Source organism: Bifidobacterium sp. LH_730 (assembly GCF_056355835.1).
The window spans coordinates 51,098-63,005 of sequence record NZ_JBKETB010000003.1 but is presented as its reverse complement, the minus strand read 5'-3'; the positions used below and the strand labels follow the sequence as shown (position 1 = coordinate 63,005).

Genomic DNA, 11,908 nt, shown 5'->3' with positions numbered 1-11,908 from the left:
ACATTGGGAAGAATGTTTCGGATGGGAAGGCAAGGCGCTTGATGCTTGACCTCACGCAATACGTCGCAGACATCGACCGGCAGCTGATGCCATGGCCCCTGGTCCTGCTCGTCCTCGTCGGTGTGCTCGGTATCATCGCGGGCGTCATCATGTTCGACATTTCGTTGACCCGGCGTGCGAAATGGATCAGCATCGGCGTCGGTCTTGCCGGATCGATCGTTTTCGCCGTCTCCCTGACCGTCGGCAACATGCTGACGCCGCCCCGCATGGACCCCAGGCCCGTCACGGAAGTCATCGAGAAGGCCTACGGGATCACCGGTCTGAGCTACGACAGGGATGATCCCACGGTCGGGAGACCCGATTCGGAACTGGACTCGTTCCCCAAGGACGGCGTGTACAAGGCCATGTGGGTGAACGGCGACGGCGGGGACAGTCGGATCATGCATGGCTCGCTCACAGTGCTCGACGACAAGGTGCAATTGACGACCGACGCAGGCAAGATCCTGAAGCCGGTCGAACGATACTCGGTACCCAAGGAGGGCAAGAATGCTTGACCTCGAATCATATGCGGATGCATCCGCACGCGTGCCGGCCCCGTTCACCCCATACGTGGTCCTTGCCGGCATTATGGTCTTCGCATGCTCGCTCTTCGCATCCATGTTCCTGTTGCGCTCGGACGAGGACGGTTCGCTGCATCCGGCAGACAGACGGATCCTCGAAGCCGTCGTTCTCGGATTGGCGCTCATGGTCGGAGGAGTCTTCTTCGGATGGGTCCTCGGCACGCCGCCCGAGGGTGCCCGCGGCTTCAACCAGGTGGTGGAAGCCAGCTACGGCATCGAGGACCTACGGTACGGGAAGGACGATCCGATGCGGGGCGTCGTGAGCTGGTCTGCATCACCCCTTCCACCGGAAGGCGAATACAAGGCCCTTTGGGCCAGTGGGTCGGATGGCGGCGAGGAGCTTGTGCACGGCACCCTTACACTGCTCGACGACAAGGTCCAGCTCCAGACCGACAAAGGCAAAATCCTGAAGCCAGTCAAAGCATATTCGATACCCGGACGGCCAGAGGAATAGTAGGGCCATCATGGTTCATCGCACCGCATTGGAGGAGGCGGGACGACGCTGGCCGCCCGCAGACACCACAGACCCGCACGACCAGGCCCGCCGCGAAGGATTCCTCGCTGGCGCCGAATGGCAGGCCGCCCACACGGAGGACGGGGCCACGGTCCACGACCTATTTGACGAGGCTTCGGAGCGCATACGCATGCTGCGCGCCAAGGCGTGGGAAGAAGGCTGCGGGCGCGCATACCGGAGCGTGGCGCACGAATGGCCCGCAGTGATGCCGCCATTGGACGGACTGCTGGCGGACAACCCCTACCGTGATGGGAGCAAGCCATCCATTTCCATAACGGACGAAATGGTGGAGCGCGCAGCCCGTGCGCTCGCCCGTCAGTGCGACGTGAAGCCGGTCCGGGATGATCCGCGCGTGCATGTCAGACACGAGCCCGGTGACTTGCTGGGCTACGACGAGGAGACCGACGTGCAGTGGAATTTCACGGCCACGGCAAGGCTCATGCTCGAGGCCGCGATGGGAGCGCAGAGATGACCGGTCTCAGCAGGAAACTCCCCAACGATTACGATGCCCCGTTCCCCAGTCTGGAGTTATTGCACCGCTACCCGTTCAGCACGGGCATGTGGCTATGGCATTTGTTCCGCTTCGAGTCCAGTGGCAACCCGAACGGGTATATGGAGCGCGCGAGCCGATACTGGAACGACTTGACATCCTCCTCCGCCTGAAGGCGGAGGATTCCAGCGTCACGGGGTGTTTCCCCGTGGCCTGTTGGTTCGCGTTTCACGGGAGCTGTCCCGGGCGGGACGTGTCGTCTCGTCCGGGATCCTATGCTCCTCCACGCCGGCACGTGTCCCGGCCGTTTGCGTTTCCAATCCTCGGTTGAGGATGTTGATCGCCGCGTTCACATCTGCGTTCGCCCGGTGACCGCAGCGTTTGCAGTGGAAGACCGCTTGGTTCTCGCGGTTCTCCTTCCGCACGCTGCCGCACCGGCAGCACGTCTGGCTGGTGTACGCGGGATTGACGGTGATGTAGGCGACTCTTGCGAGCCTGGTCTTGTATTCGAGCATGTCGTAGAGGCGTCCGAGGCTGGCCCGTCGCATGACCCTGTTGAGGCCGCGCTTGGCCTTGGCCCCGTTCGGCAGGTACTGTCCCGGATGCAATGGGTCCGGTTTCGGCCTGGCCTTGCGGGTCATGTTTCCGACCTGGAGGGCTTCGACGACGATGATGTCGTTGTCTTTGACGAGGCTCGTGGTGGTCTTGTGCTGGGAGTCGATGGTGATGCGCGCCGCACGGGCCTGCAGGTCCTTGATTTTCCGTTCGGTCTTCAGGTACCGGTTGGATGCGCCGTGTTCGAAGTAGTCCTTCGCATTCGGCAGACCGGCCTTCCCACGCCGTTTCGCCTGTTGGCGCTGAAGGTTGCGCACCCGTCTGTCGATGCGCTTTAGCTTTCCGATGGGTAGGTCGTGGAATCCGCCGTCGCTGTCGGCGAGCTCGTGCACGGCGCCGCCGTCCAGGCCGACGCACGCTCCCGTCCTCCCGCGTTCGATGGGCAGGGGTTGGTTGGTGAACACAAGCTCCCGTTTGGTCCAGTTGACCCTGACGCTCGTGTAGTCGCGTATCGGCTGGGACAGGCGCACGCGGATGACGATGCGGAATCTCGCGGGCTCTCCGGGAAGACGGTGTTTCGGTGGGATCTGCCCGGTGATCGTGACCTCGCCGTGCTTCCGGTTGAGTTTGCGGAACCTGGCGTTCCTGCCCTTGCGATGCCAGCACACGAACGTCAAATCCCGGCCCTTGCGCTTGAACCCGGGCATCGCGCCGGGATCCGTGCCTTTCTCGCGCAAGGTCTGGCGGCGTTTGATGGCCGCGTTCCATTCGGTGCGCTCCTCCTTGAGGGTGGAGTCGAGGATGGTGTCGGGAACGCATGCGGTCCACGGGTGGTCCTCCCGGCATTCGCTGGTCCTCCTCGCGTCCACGTCCTCGCCGATGGGCTCCAACAGCATATGGTCAGGGTCGGCGTACCGCATGCGCCGGGAGCGCAGTTCGTTGAACCGGTGGCGCCACCCGTGGCACAGCCACCGCATCACCCTGTCCGGGTCGTCCGAATGCACGGGGCCGCCCCATTTGTCATATCCGAGGAACGGCATGCCTTCGACGTGCACGCTCTCGATCCGTGTTCTCTGGCTCACCGTTCCTCCTTCCCCGGCCATCTTCGATTATAATTGGTTGCATGTCCGACGGCAACGAGATTCGCAAGGGAAGACACTGCGTCTTCGACATGCACGTGCATTTGGTCTTCGTTACCAAATACCGGCACCACGTGTTCGACGACACCCACCTGACCCACCTGGAGCGAATCTTCCAGGACGTGTGCGCCGACTTCGGATGCCGTCTCGACGAATTCAACGGGGAGAGCGACCACGTGCACCTGCTCGTCTCGTTCCCACCCACCGTCCAGATCAGCAGGCTCGTCAACAGCCTCAAGGGAGTCTCCAGCCGCATCATGCGCCGCGACCACCCCGAACTCGCCGAACACTACTGGAAGACGCAACGCCTTTGGTCGGGAAGCTACTACGCCGGAACAAGCGGCGGAGCGCCACTCGCTACCCTCAAAACCTACATACGGAAGCAGAACAGGCCAGCATAGAATGCCGTTTCCCCACCGGCCTAAAGGCCGGCGTCCCCACGGCTTACCGGATGGCGGACAAGCCCGCAGTGGCCAAGGGCGACGACACTGAATCCCTCAAACGGTTCGCCATGCAATGGCTGGCGGACATCGGGAAGACGGCCAGCGAGCTCTCCGACGAGGAGCACGATGCTTATCTCGATGCGCTCATCAACGAGTGCGCCCGGCGAAGCGCGAACCGCAGACCCGATCCGCGTGGCCGGGAGCTGATTCCCGCTGAGGTGTCGTTCGCGGGATTGCTTTAGGCGCGGGAGTGTGGCGCGCCCACAGCATGATACGTATAATGAAATTGTTTATATACGTATCCAAGGAGGTTGCAGTGAACGCCACTAGGAAACTGACCCTCAGTGTCCGATCTGATGCCATTGAGGCCGGCAGGCAGTACTCGGACCGCACCGGCCGTAGCCTGTCCAGCCTCGTCGGAGGCTTTCTGCAGGGCCTCGAGGACGCCACCATCCCCGGCTCCCATTCCCCGGCCGTCACGGCACTCATGGGCGTGGCCGAGGGTGCGCATGAGGACGACTACCGCCGGCACCTGGAGGAGAAATACCTATGAGGCTGGTCGTCGACACCAACGTCTTCCTCGACGTCATCCTCCGACGCGAACCCCTATGCCACGCGTCTGCGAGGATCCTCGACCTATCCCAACGGGGATGCGAGCTGCTGATGCCCGCGCATTCGGCGAGCACCATCCTCTACATAGTCGAAAAACAATGCGATAGGCAGACTGCATTGACCGCGTTCTCGAACTGCCTGAGCGTTGCCCACGTCGCCGCATTGGACGAGACCACCATCCTCAAGGGACTGGCATTGGACTTCAAGGACCCCGAGGACTCCTTCGTCGCTGCGATCGCGCAACGAGAACAGGCGGATGCGATCGTCACCAACAACGTCACGGACTTCGCCGCATCGCCAGTGAAGGCCCTCACGCCCGCGGAATTCCTCGCCGCACTCCAAGCGACCGGAAAAACAGACGATGAATGATGGGAATGCCCCGTCCCGCGAACCCATCGCCCTGCTTATCATCGGTGTTCTGCTCGTCCTTATTGGCGTCGGTCTGGCCGTCGGCTGCTGGATGTTCCGGGACGAGGGACTTGGGTTCATCACCTTGGTCGCTGACATGCGGGATCCGCGGAACGTGGGCCTCGTATTGCTGACGTTCGGCGTGATATTCGTGCTCTCCCTTGGAGCGTTCCTATTGTGGAGTCTGGCCGCGGTCCTCGCTGTGGCGGCCCTCATCGGCGGCCTCGTCCTCATCTTCGCCAGCTGTACACAAGGGAAAGGCGACGAGCCCACGGTCCGATAGGCCTTGCGACGCGCCCCACGGTCGGCCACACCATAAGCCCACGCGGAGCGCATGATGGTTCCCGACGCGGCCACGACGCATAAACGTCGCGCACCAACCATACGGACGACCGGGAAGGAACAGACATGGGCTTCAACCACAGCAATGCGCTCGCCGGAGAACGGGATTCCCATGCGAGGTGAGAGCGCGCCGGCCCGCGCCGCCAGACTGTTCCGCGAGAACCCGTGGCTGACGGTCGAGAAGGCCCGCGAGCTCACGGGCCTTCCGTTGGAATTGCTGAACCAAATCTATGGACCCATCGATGCGGAGCGTTCGCTAGAACGTGAGGCGCGCAGGATCGAACGGAAGCTGGCCCGCGGGCATTGCCCATGCCCATTGTGCAGGTCGGGCCACGGGGCCGCGTTCTCCACCATGGCCTGCCTGCCGTCCGGCTCGTTCGCCACCATCAACGGAGACCCGTTGGCAGGCGAGGGCATGTTCCGAATGATCGGCTGCTCCTGCTCCAACAGCCGTTGCCCCGCATGCCTCCTCTATCCACGTGACACGATCGGCGAGGCGGAGGAGGCGTTCAAGAAGGGCGAGTTTTTGAAGGAGACGTTCTTCACCGTCGAGATGGACGGACGGGAGATCCTGGCCACCTTCTCCAGGAAACACATCCAGCATGGCATGATGCGACTCATGCGCGAATACGGCGCCGGGAAAGTCAGCCGGTTCCCCGGCATCAACCCGGAATGGATCACGCAAGCGGACATGCTCGTCCAGATAGAAAAAGCCAAAAAGGAGGGCTTCGACACCACCATGATGTGCCCCGAGTGCGGGCACAAGGGCAGGCTCCAGCGCACTCCCGATTACCGGTGGACCGCCGCCTGTCCCCACTGCAAGAAAAGACTCGAACACGGGTTCCCCAGTCCCCAGTTGGCGCAGGAGGCGTTCGAGGCAGGCGACTGGCAACGCGAATGCAAGCCGGAGGAGAAGCAGTGACCTTGGCGTGGGAGGATGCTCGTCTGCTCGCCCAGGAGGTCCTGGACAACCATTGGGACGGCCTGCTGCCCGTCAAGGTCGCCGGCATGTGCCGGAACCTAGGTGTGAAACCCTACCGCGCCACGCTGCCTGACGACATCATGGGCATGGTCATCGGCGAGCCGAACCTGATGTGGGATGCGCGCGCCTACGTGCACGCCGGCCTGTCGGCCGACCGGCGCCGTTTCATGCTCGCCCATGAGCTGGGCCACTACATCGAGCGCATCGTGGTGGCGGACGACGATGACTTCTCCTTCGCATGCCGGCGGCTCTCCAACCGTGACCTCCACGAGTATTACGCCGACGAATTCGCATACGCCCTGCTCATGCCGGAACGCGAGTTCACCCGAATGCGGAAACAACGGCGGAGCATGACCGAGATGGCCGCCACGTTCGGAGTCCCGACGGCAGTCGTGCGTGAACGCCTCGAATGCCTAGGAAAACCTCCGAGACACATTCCCACGGTCACCCATCCCTCCGGCCGTCGTATACAGGCATGATGGGACGCATACGAGTATCGAACGAAACTTTTTCTTGGAGGGAGATCATCATGGCGGACCCGCAGTTCGAGCACGACGAGTGGGCGTTGGAGGGCGGCGGTTTGGGCGTGGCGTATATCTGCGTCCGCCGTGAGGACGGGGAGGCGAGTGTGACCGTGCTCGTCGACTTGCCCGAATGGCTCCAGCATCAACGCTTGTTCCTGCCGACCCTGGCGCGCAGCATCCACCATGTGCCGTTGGACCGGGTGGACGAGACGAAGCGGAGCATGGTCCGCACGTTCGAACGCCTGCTCAACGCCAGCGAGACCGCCATCCAAGAATGGGGCGATCTCGAGGAGTCCGAGGAATAGGAGGAAGAGCATGGGCAAGCCATTGCTGGACTTGGGCCAGTTGACGATACAGTGCCCGGTGTGCGGCGGCATGTTCGACGCCAGACTGGAGAGGATTGATTTCGACGACGACCCCAAGGGCGTAGGCGTCGTCACGTATTCGCACGAGCTCACTGGATGCCCGTGGATGTGGCATTGGCGGGCGCGCATCACGCATCCGTTGCAAGCACCGCGTCTGAGCGCCGAGCTGAAACTCAGCGAATTGAAGAACGATTTCGATGTGATCGTCCACCATGCCCGCGTCTGCACGCGTTGCGGCGAGCCCGTCGAACTGCGCTCCTACGGCGAGTCGGGCCGGTGGTCCGTGGACTGCTCATGCGATTCGATTCTCACGGTCTCGTGCGCCTACTCGATGGGCATCCTCAACGGCAGCGACATGGACGTGCTTACGAACAGGCTAACGGGCCACGAACGACGCCGCACGTTTGCCAAGGCGTATGACGAATACCGTAGGCGCATGGGCGTGCTCGACTATCTGGAGAAGCGAATCGAGGAGGACAAGGACATGCCAAGCCCGGCCGAACGACTCCGGGACATGGTGTCCGAGAATGAGGGGAGCGCGGAGTGAACGCGGAGGAGCGCAAACTCGTCAAGGAGACGTGGAGGAAAAGCGTCGAAACCCTTGGCGTCACCAAGCAGTCGATCGTGTGCATGGAGGAGCCCGCGGAGCTGATCCAGGCGGTCAGCAAGATGCTGCGCGGCAAACCCGGCGCGAAGGCTAACCTGGTGGAGGAGATGGCGGACACGCTGATCTGCATCCATTTGCTGCAGCTCATGCATGGCATCACGGATGAGGATCTGGAGAGGATTGTGGTCGCGAAGACGCTCCGGCAGAGGGAACGTATCGAACACGGAACCGCATGATGCTAGAATGATCGCCATAACGTAGAAACGTTGGGGTTCGCCTCGACGTTTCATGGGCCACGGGCTTAAGCTCGCGGCCCGTCTTTTTATCCCCGCGCCCATCTCACTCCGCCCGATGGCCTCAAGTCTTTTCCAGATAGGTGCGGTCAGGAAAGCGGAATGCGGGTGCGAGACAGGAGTTCAGGCAGAGAGCTCTTCGATAATCCTCCTCAGCCGGTCGCCCATGCTTTCGACCGGCTTTCTATTTTCCCCATCGATGGTTTCCTCGACCGGATCCTCGGTCCGAGACTGGGAGTTCAAGGTTTGGTTGATCCCTGCGGTCATGGTGGTTCCTTTCTCGGACTTGGCGAGGCCGGGCGTATCCATTGTCGTATCTCTTCCGATTGTCCGCGTGTGTCCATGGGGTAAAAGTCTCCTCGGCGGCCCCGCGCCCGTCCGCCCACGCCCATGGACGCATGCGGATAATCGGAATCATCGATATGCAGAGGAGGCAGTCATGGGATACCCGTATGGTCCGGAGCCGTATCCGACGTTCGGCGAGGCTGAGGCAAGCGTTGACGTGCTGCGCGCATCCTATATGACCGAGAAGGACCTGCTGGACCGCGAGACGGAGTTCGCGTTCAACCACCCGGAGCTGGCGTCCGCCTGGCAGAAAGGATTGGCCGCCCAATCGGAGGCCGCATTGTCGGGCCTCGCGTTCGGACGAGCCCTGGATTCGCTCGGCCTGACGAACGGGAGCGACCGGTTCATGCAGGACCTGTTCGCCATCATGGACGACCGATTGGTCTCGGAGCGCAACGAGCGGGCGAAGGAGGACGAGGAGACGCCCGGCAATCCGCGTTGGCAGGCGGAAAGGCTCGCCAACAGGCTGCCCGTCGTCATCATGGTCAAGGACTACACGGCCCACGCATCGATGCCCGGCCTGCCTGACCTGAAGGCTGAGGCGTATGTGGACGAGACGGGACGGGCGGTCGCGGGCCTACGCCGGAAGGCGGCGCAACTCATCCTCAAATGGGTGGAATCGGACGATCCGCGCCTGCTCCCGCTGCTGTCGGAGGACGAGCTGCCGAGGTTCGCGCAGGCCGGGTATGGGCCCGCCGGGGAGGAGAAGACCGCCTTGTAGGATGGCAGACGAGAATGACATCGGACCAGGAGAGCGGACATGTGCGTATTCGCGCGTATAGACTTGGAGAGAAAACCGGAGCACATTCCCGGCATCGGCGTCTGGAAGAGCGTACTCACCCTCCAAGGATGGGCGGAGCCGGCCGACATGGATGCATTCGAGCATACGCTCGTTGAACTATGCGACAAGCATGAAACCGACTGCGGGACCGAATATTCGATTGACGACCAAGGCACCGAATGGTTGGCCCGGCGAATGAACATGCTTCATGAGGATGCTCCCGACGAGTATTGCGACGGCTCCTGCCTTCCCATTCCGCCGGCGAGATGGGAGGATACGCCGGTCAAAATCACTATCCTCCGGTAGAAAGAGCTCGCAAGGCATCGAATCATAGCGGCTTCGATGCCTTCAATGACACGCGCTCCGGTCACCCTCCAATCCCGCGCAAGCCCCATCGCAGAATGGGGACGCATGCAAGAGTCGGACACAGGAAACGATTTGATTGGAGGCTGTGATGAGCATCAGCGTGTGCATCGACTTGGAGAAGGAATCCGGCGGAAACCTGCCCGGCGGCGGCACGTGGCGGACCATCCCCACGATCCGCGACTACGCCTACCCGGAGGACACGGAGACGTTCGAGAACACGTTGAGCGAACTGTGCGAGAAGACCGACAGCGACATGCTCACCGAATACTCATGCCCGCAGGGCCTCAAATGGCTCGCCGAACAGATGGACCTGCTGCACGAGGAGGACCCCGACCTGTACTGCGACGGCGGCAACCTGCCCGTGCCTCCGGAAGACTGGGAGCTCGCGGCCGCCAAGATCTCCGTCTACTGGTGAGAGACGCAGGCCATGCGAACCTCTAGGATCATCGAATTCGGCGCGAACGACGACAAGGCGTGCGCTCTCGTCACCGCGCTCGCCAATCTGGATGGTGTGACCGTCTCTACTCCCAATGGCCTGCCCCAAAACACACCCCGTATGGTCCGCATCGTGGAGCTCGATGCGAATGACGACACGGCCGTCCACCTCTTCGAACGGCTCGTCCAACTGGACGACGTGACCATACATCTCTAGGAAAGGACCATATGAGCGACAGCTACGAATGGTCGGGCCGTGTGACCGACATCGACTTCAGCGGCAAACGCCCGATCGTCAGGATCGAAGTGCTGACCGATGACGCGCCAATCCACGGCGGACCGGTCATCGTCACCCCGGTTACAGGAGGCGGCGGCCATTAGGCGAACAAGTCTGCGCCATGATGCCCGAACCATGGGGACGCGACACGGCGGGCGCATAGAATCAAATCCCGGGAGCCCCGTCCGCCGCGGCATCCGACGCCACCCGCGGGTGGCACGCGCAGGGATGCCTAGCCGAGGGAGCCGGCGAAACGATCGAACACGAGATTCCCGTGGGCCCGCCTTTGAGCGGACCGCCTGGCGGAGGGCATTGCAAAATCACGGGCTCCCGGATTGGCGTGGCCCGGAGAGGGAATGTTCAACCCTCTCCGGGCCACGCTTTTCATACCAGCCGCTTCTTCACCACGCCTATCGCTCTCGCCGGATCCGACGGCAACCGCACCTCGACCGATTTGCCCCTGTCGTACCGGTGCACCCAGCATTCGCCCTTGTCGTTCACGTAGACGTACCCGTTCCGGTTGCCAAGGAGCATGCTCGAACGGCCCAATCGGGTGACCGTCAGGTGGCTGCGGCCGTGCGCCACATGGTCCGTCACCCGGTCGAGGTCGAGGCTCATGCGGCGGACTTCTCCTTGTTGCAGGGTTTGCAGAGCATGCCGCAGTTCTCGGGGATGGTGCGTCCGCCCTGGCTCCATGCGACCTGGTGGTCGCCCTCCATCTCCTCGAACGGGAAGTGCTTGCCGCATTCGAGGCAGTTGCCGTGCTGGCGTTCGTAGGCGGACCGTTTGTCCGCCGGGCTGAAGGCGCGGATGCTTAGCCAGCGTTCGTCCTTGACCGTCGGATGTTCGATCAACACGTAATGGTAGATGCCGGGCTTCCTGGTCACGTCGTCGTCGGCCATGAGACGGCTGACGGTCTCCTCCAATTGGTCGGGCGCGTACCGGTTCCGGTGGTATTGGTTGTATAGTGTGCCCCAATCCACCTGCTTCATTTCGCGCCGGTATTTGGGGAACAGGCCGGTGACCCAGTCGAGCACGTCACGGTAGTAGTCCCAGAGTTCGTCGAACGCCGGTGAGTCGTTGCGTTCGTGCTGATGCAATGCCATGTAGCGTTCGATGGGCCAGGCTTCGCCGGTCTCGCGTTCCAGTTGGTCGCATTTCCATGCGAGCGTCTTCTCGAGGAGCTCCTGGCGGATGGGCGTGCCCTTGACGTATTTGTCTCCGAGCTTGGCGGCGACGCAGCCTGTGCGGCTGAACTTGCGTTTCATGTTGGTGAGCCATTCGCCGGCGTAGACGCTGTTGAGGAGTTCCTGGTTCGTCAGCTTCACGCCCGCGACATTGACCGTGCGGAACCATTCCAGCTTCTCCGAGTCGGTGCCGTCGCACACGAACACCTGAAGCTCGTAGTCGAGCAGCCGCTCCTGCTCGTCGTGGCTCAGGTTCATGAAGTAGCGGTCGTTGATGCTCAGGGTGCCGGGCGTCCACGTGCCGTCCGGACGGCGCTGCTGCACGTAGTTGCAGATCGACAGCGAGCGTTGCTGGCCGTCCAATACCTCGTAGGTGGGCTGGCCGTTGTCGTCGTGTCCGTTGAGGACCCAGTACATGGTGTTGAGCGGGTAGCCTTTCATCACGGTGTCGATGACAGCGGTCTGCTGTTTGACGTCGTAGACGAATTCGCGTTGGTAGGCGGGGCGGATGTCGAGTCGCCCGTGGTATCCGATGACGCCGTCCTCGCCAAGGTCCTGGTATCCGTCGACGAGGTCGCGGATCTTGATGGGGGTGAGCTGGATCTTCATGGTTGGCGTCCTTT

The 11,908-nt window shown here is 62.3% G+C and carries 22 protein-coding genes; 18 read left to right on the top strand and 4 right to left on the bottom strand.

The window, feature by feature from the left end; genetic code table 11:
- The first annotated feature begins 41 nt into the window (after positions 1-41).
- Genes AC1AUD_RS05280 through AC1AUD_RS05270 form a run of 3 tightly spaced genes read left to right on the top strand, consistent with a single transcriptional unit; the run spans position 42 to position 1,606 of the window.
- Positions 42-554, top strand: a complete 513-nt coding sequence (locus AC1AUD_RS05280; protein WP_476572782.1) for a hypothetical protein — start codon at positions 42-44, stop codon at positions 552-554.
- Positions 547-1,074 carry a hypothetical protein gene (locus AC1AUD_RS05275; protein WP_476572780.1) on the top strand — a complete coding sequence of 176 codons (528 nt, stop codon included), beginning with the start codon at positions 547-549 and terminating at the stop codon, positions 1,072-1,074. Before AC1AUD_RS05280 ends, AC1AUD_RS05275 begins: the two co-directional genes overlap by 8 nt.
- 10 nt (positions 1,075-1,084) lie before the next feature.
- A complete protein-coding gene (locus AC1AUD_RS05270; protein ID WP_476572778.1) occupies positions 1,085-1,606 on the top strand; it encodes a hypothetical protein in 522 nt (173 codons plus the stop codon).
- A gap of 209 nt (positions 1,607-1,815) precedes the next feature.
- Here AC1AUD_RS05270 and AC1AUD_RS05265 read toward each other — a convergent pair whose 3' ends face one another.
- A complete protein-coding gene (locus AC1AUD_RS05265) occupies positions 1,816-3,261 on the bottom strand; it encodes an RNA-guided endonuclease InsQ/TnpB family protein (protein ID WP_476572776.1) in 1,446 nt (481 codons plus the stop codon).
- A 41-nt stretch (positions 3,262-3,302) separates the two neighbouring features.
- Between AC1AUD_RS05265 and tnpA the strand changes: the two genes are divergently transcribed.
- The 10 genes from tnpA to AC1AUD_RS05215 all read left to right on the top strand — a co-directional run bounded on the left by tnpA (position 3,303) and on the right by AC1AUD_RS05215 (position 7,837).
- Positions 3,303-3,719: an IS200/IS605 family transposase gene (gene tnpA, locus AC1AUD_RS05260; RefSeq protein WP_476572772.1), complete on the top strand. Its 417-nt coding sequence runs from the start codon at positions 3,303-3,305 to the stop codon at positions 3,717-3,719.
- A 50-nt stretch (positions 3,720-3,769) separates the two neighbouring features.
- Positions 3,770-4,003: a hypothetical protein gene (locus AC1AUD_RS05255; RefSeq protein WP_476572769.1), complete on the top strand. Its 234-nt coding sequence runs from the start codon at positions 3,770-3,772 to the stop codon at positions 4,001-4,003.
- Between the two features lie 74 nt (positions 4,004-4,077).
- Positions 4,078-4,314 (top strand): DUF6364 family protein, encoded by a 237-nt coding sequence (locus AC1AUD_RS05250; RefSeq protein WP_476572767.1) that lies wholly within the window; start codon positions 4,078-4,080, stop codon positions 4,312-4,314.
- The gene (locus tag AC1AUD_RS05245; RefSeq protein ID WP_476572765.1) at positions 4,311-4,742 is read left to right on the top strand and encodes a PIN domain-containing protein; all 432 of its coding nucleotides are present in this window, start codon (positions 4,311-4,313) and stop codon (positions 4,740-4,742) included. The genes AC1AUD_RS05250 and AC1AUD_RS05245 overlap by 4 nt, the downstream gene beginning before the upstream one ends.
- Positions 4,735-5,064, top strand: a complete 330-nt coding sequence (locus AC1AUD_RS05240; RefSeq protein ID WP_476572763.1) for a hypothetical protein — start codon at positions 4,735-4,737, stop codon at positions 5,062-5,064. The genes AC1AUD_RS05245 and AC1AUD_RS05240 overlap by 8 nt, the downstream gene beginning before the upstream one ends.
- Positions 5,065-5,235: 171 nt before the next feature.
- Positions 5,236-6,045, top strand: a complete 810-nt coding sequence (locus AC1AUD_RS05235; protein WP_476572761.1) for a hypothetical protein — start codon at positions 5,236-5,238, stop codon at positions 6,043-6,045.
- On the top strand, positions 6,042-6,584 hold the full coding sequence (locus AC1AUD_RS05230; RefSeq protein ID WP_476572759.1) for an ImmA/IrrE family metallo-endopeptidase: 543 nt from the start codon (positions 6,042-6,044) through the stop codon (positions 6,582-6,584). The genes AC1AUD_RS05235 and AC1AUD_RS05230 overlap by 4 nt, the downstream gene beginning before the upstream one ends.
- A gap of 50 nt (positions 6,585-6,634) precedes the next feature.
- The gene (locus tag AC1AUD_RS05225; RefSeq protein WP_476572757.1) at positions 6,635-6,934 is read left to right on the top strand and encodes a hypothetical protein; all 300 of its coding nucleotides are present in this window, start codon (positions 6,635-6,637) and stop codon (positions 6,932-6,934) included.
- A gap of 10 nt (positions 6,935-6,944) precedes the next feature.
- Complete coding sequence (locus AC1AUD_RS05220) at positions 6,945-7,541, top strand: hypothetical protein (RefSeq protein ID WP_476572755.1); 597 nt, start codon at positions 6,945-6,947, stop codon at positions 7,539-7,541.
- Positions 7,538-7,837 carry a hypothetical protein gene (locus tag AC1AUD_RS05215; protein ID WP_476572753.1) on the top strand — a complete coding sequence of 100 codons (300 nt, stop codon included), beginning with the start codon at positions 7,538-7,540 and terminating at the stop codon, positions 7,835-7,837. Before AC1AUD_RS05220 ends, AC1AUD_RS05215 begins: the two co-directional genes overlap by 4 nt.
- Before the next feature lie 180 nt (positions 7,838-8,017).
- Here AC1AUD_RS05215 and AC1AUD_RS05210 read toward each other — a convergent pair whose 3' ends face one another.
- Positions 8,018-8,161, bottom strand: coding sequence for a hypothetical protein (locus tag AC1AUD_RS05210; RefSeq protein WP_476572751.1), 144 nt, complete (start codon positions 8,159-8,161; stop codon positions 8,018-8,020).
- Between the two features lie 172 nt (positions 8,162-8,333).
- On the opposite strand from AC1AUD_RS05210, the gene AC1AUD_RS05205 reads away from it, so the two are divergent.
- The 5 genes from AC1AUD_RS05205 to AC1AUD_RS05185 all read left to right on the top strand — a co-directional run bounded on the left by AC1AUD_RS05205 (position 8,334) and on the right by AC1AUD_RS05185 (position 10,202).
- A complete protein-coding gene (locus AC1AUD_RS05205; protein WP_476572749.1) occupies positions 8,334-8,960 on the top strand; it encodes a hypothetical protein in 627 nt (208 codons plus the stop codon).
- A gap of 39 nt (positions 8,961-8,999) precedes the next feature.
- Positions 9,000-9,326, top strand: coding sequence for a hypothetical protein (locus tag AC1AUD_RS05200; protein ID WP_476572747.1), 327 nt, complete (start codon positions 9,000-9,002; stop codon positions 9,324-9,326).
- A 148-nt stretch (positions 9,327-9,474) separates the two neighbouring features.
- A complete protein-coding gene (locus tag AC1AUD_RS05195) occupies positions 9,475-9,801 on the top strand; it encodes a hypothetical protein (protein ID WP_476572745.1) in 327 nt (108 codons plus the stop codon).
- Positions 9,802-9,813: 12 nt separating this feature from the next.
- Positions 9,814-10,038, top strand: coding sequence for a hypothetical protein (locus AC1AUD_RS05190; protein ID WP_476572743.1), 225 nt, complete (start codon positions 9,814-9,816; stop codon positions 10,036-10,038).
- Between the two features lie 11 nt (positions 10,039-10,049).
- Entirely contained in the window at positions 10,050-10,202 is a 153-nt protein-coding gene (locus AC1AUD_RS05185; RefSeq protein ID WP_476572741.1) for a hypothetical protein, read from the top strand.
- A 280-nt stretch (positions 10,203-10,482) separates the two neighbouring features.
- Here AC1AUD_RS05185 and AC1AUD_RS05180 read toward each other — a convergent pair whose 3' ends face one another.
- Both AC1AUD_RS05180 and AC1AUD_RS05175 read right to left on the bottom strand, forming a co-directional pair.
- Positions 10,483-10,716: a hypothetical protein gene (locus AC1AUD_RS05180; RefSeq protein WP_476572739.1), complete on the bottom strand. Its 234-nt coding sequence runs from the start codon at positions 10,714-10,716 to the stop codon at positions 10,483-10,485.
- A complete protein-coding gene (locus tag AC1AUD_RS05175) occupies positions 10,713-11,894 on the bottom strand; it encodes a GmrSD restriction endonuclease domain-containing protein (protein ID WP_476572737.1) in 1,182 nt (393 codons plus the stop codon). The genes AC1AUD_RS05180 and AC1AUD_RS05175 overlap by 4 nt, the downstream gene beginning before the upstream one ends.
- Positions 11,895-11,908 lie beyond the last annotated feature (14 nt).

Excerpts from the sequence above, each read along its gene's own strand:
- AC1AUD_RS05280 (WP_476572782.1), top strand. The coding sequence starts at position 42 with ATGCTTGACCTCACGCAATACGTCGCAGACATCGACCGGCAGCTGATG.
- AC1AUD_RS05275 (WP_476572780.1), top strand. The coding sequence starts at position 547 with ATGCTTGACCTCGAATCATATGCGGATGCATCCGCACGCGTGCCGGCC.
- AC1AUD_RS05270 (WP_476572778.1), top strand. The coding sequence starts at position 1,085 with ATGGTTCATCGCACCGCATTGGAGGAGGCGGGACGACGCTGGCCGCCC.
- tnpA (WP_476572772.1), top strand. The coding sequence starts at position 3,303 with ATGTCCGACGGCAACGAGATTCGCAAGGGAAGACACTGCGTCTTCGAC.
- AC1AUD_RS05255 (WP_476572769.1), top strand. The coding sequence starts at position 3,770 with ATGGCGGACAAGCCCGCAGTGGCCAAGGGCGACGACACTGAATCCCTC.
- AC1AUD_RS05245 (WP_476572765.1), top strand. The coding sequence starts at position 4,311 with ATGAGGCTGGTCGTCGACACCAACGTCTTCCTCGACGTCATCCTCCGA.
- AC1AUD_RS05240 (WP_476572763.1), top strand. The coding sequence starts at position 4,735 with ATGAATGATGGGAATGCCCCGTCCCGCGAACCCATCGCCCTGCTTATC.
- AC1AUD_RS05235 (WP_476572761.1), top strand. The coding sequence starts at position 5,236 with ATGCGAGGTGAGAGCGCGCCGGCCCGCGCCGCCAGACTGTTCCGCGAG.
- AC1AUD_RS05225 (WP_476572757.1), top strand. The coding sequence starts at position 6,635 with ATGGCGGACCCGCAGTTCGAGCACGACGAGTGGGCGTTGGAGGGCGGC.
- AC1AUD_RS05220 (WP_476572755.1), top strand. The coding sequence starts at position 6,945 with ATGGGCAAGCCATTGCTGGACTTGGGCCAGTTGACGATACAGTGCCCG.
- AC1AUD_RS05210 (WP_476572751.1), bottom strand. The coding sequence starts at position 8,161 with ATGACCGCAGGGATCAACCAAACCTTGAACTCCCAGTCTCGGACCGAG.
- AC1AUD_RS05205 (WP_476572749.1), top strand. The coding sequence starts at position 8,334 with ATGGGATACCCGTATGGTCCGGAGCCGTATCCGACGTTCGGCGAGGCT.
- AC1AUD_RS05200 (WP_476572747.1), top strand. The coding sequence starts at position 9,000 with ATGTGCGTATTCGCGCGTATAGACTTGGAGAGAAAACCGGAGCACATT.
- AC1AUD_RS05195 (WP_476572745.1), top strand. The coding sequence starts at position 9,475 with ATGAGCATCAGCGTGTGCATCGACTTGGAGAAGGAATCCGGCGGAAAC.
- AC1AUD_RS05190 (WP_476572743.1), top strand. The coding sequence starts at position 9,814 with ATGCGAACCTCTAGGATCATCGAATTCGGCGCGAACGACGACAAGGCG.
- AC1AUD_RS05185 (WP_476572741.1), top strand. The coding sequence starts at position 10,050 with ATGAGCGACAGCTACGAATGGTCGGGCCGTGTGACCGACATCGACTTC.
- AC1AUD_RS05180 (WP_476572739.1), bottom strand. The coding sequence starts at position 10,716 with ATGAGCCTCGACCTCGACCGGGTGACGGACCATGTGGCGCACGGCCGC.
- AC1AUD_RS05175 (WP_476572737.1), bottom strand. The coding sequence starts at position 11,894 with ATGAAGATCCAGCTCACCCCCATCAAGATCCGCGACCTCGTCGACGGA.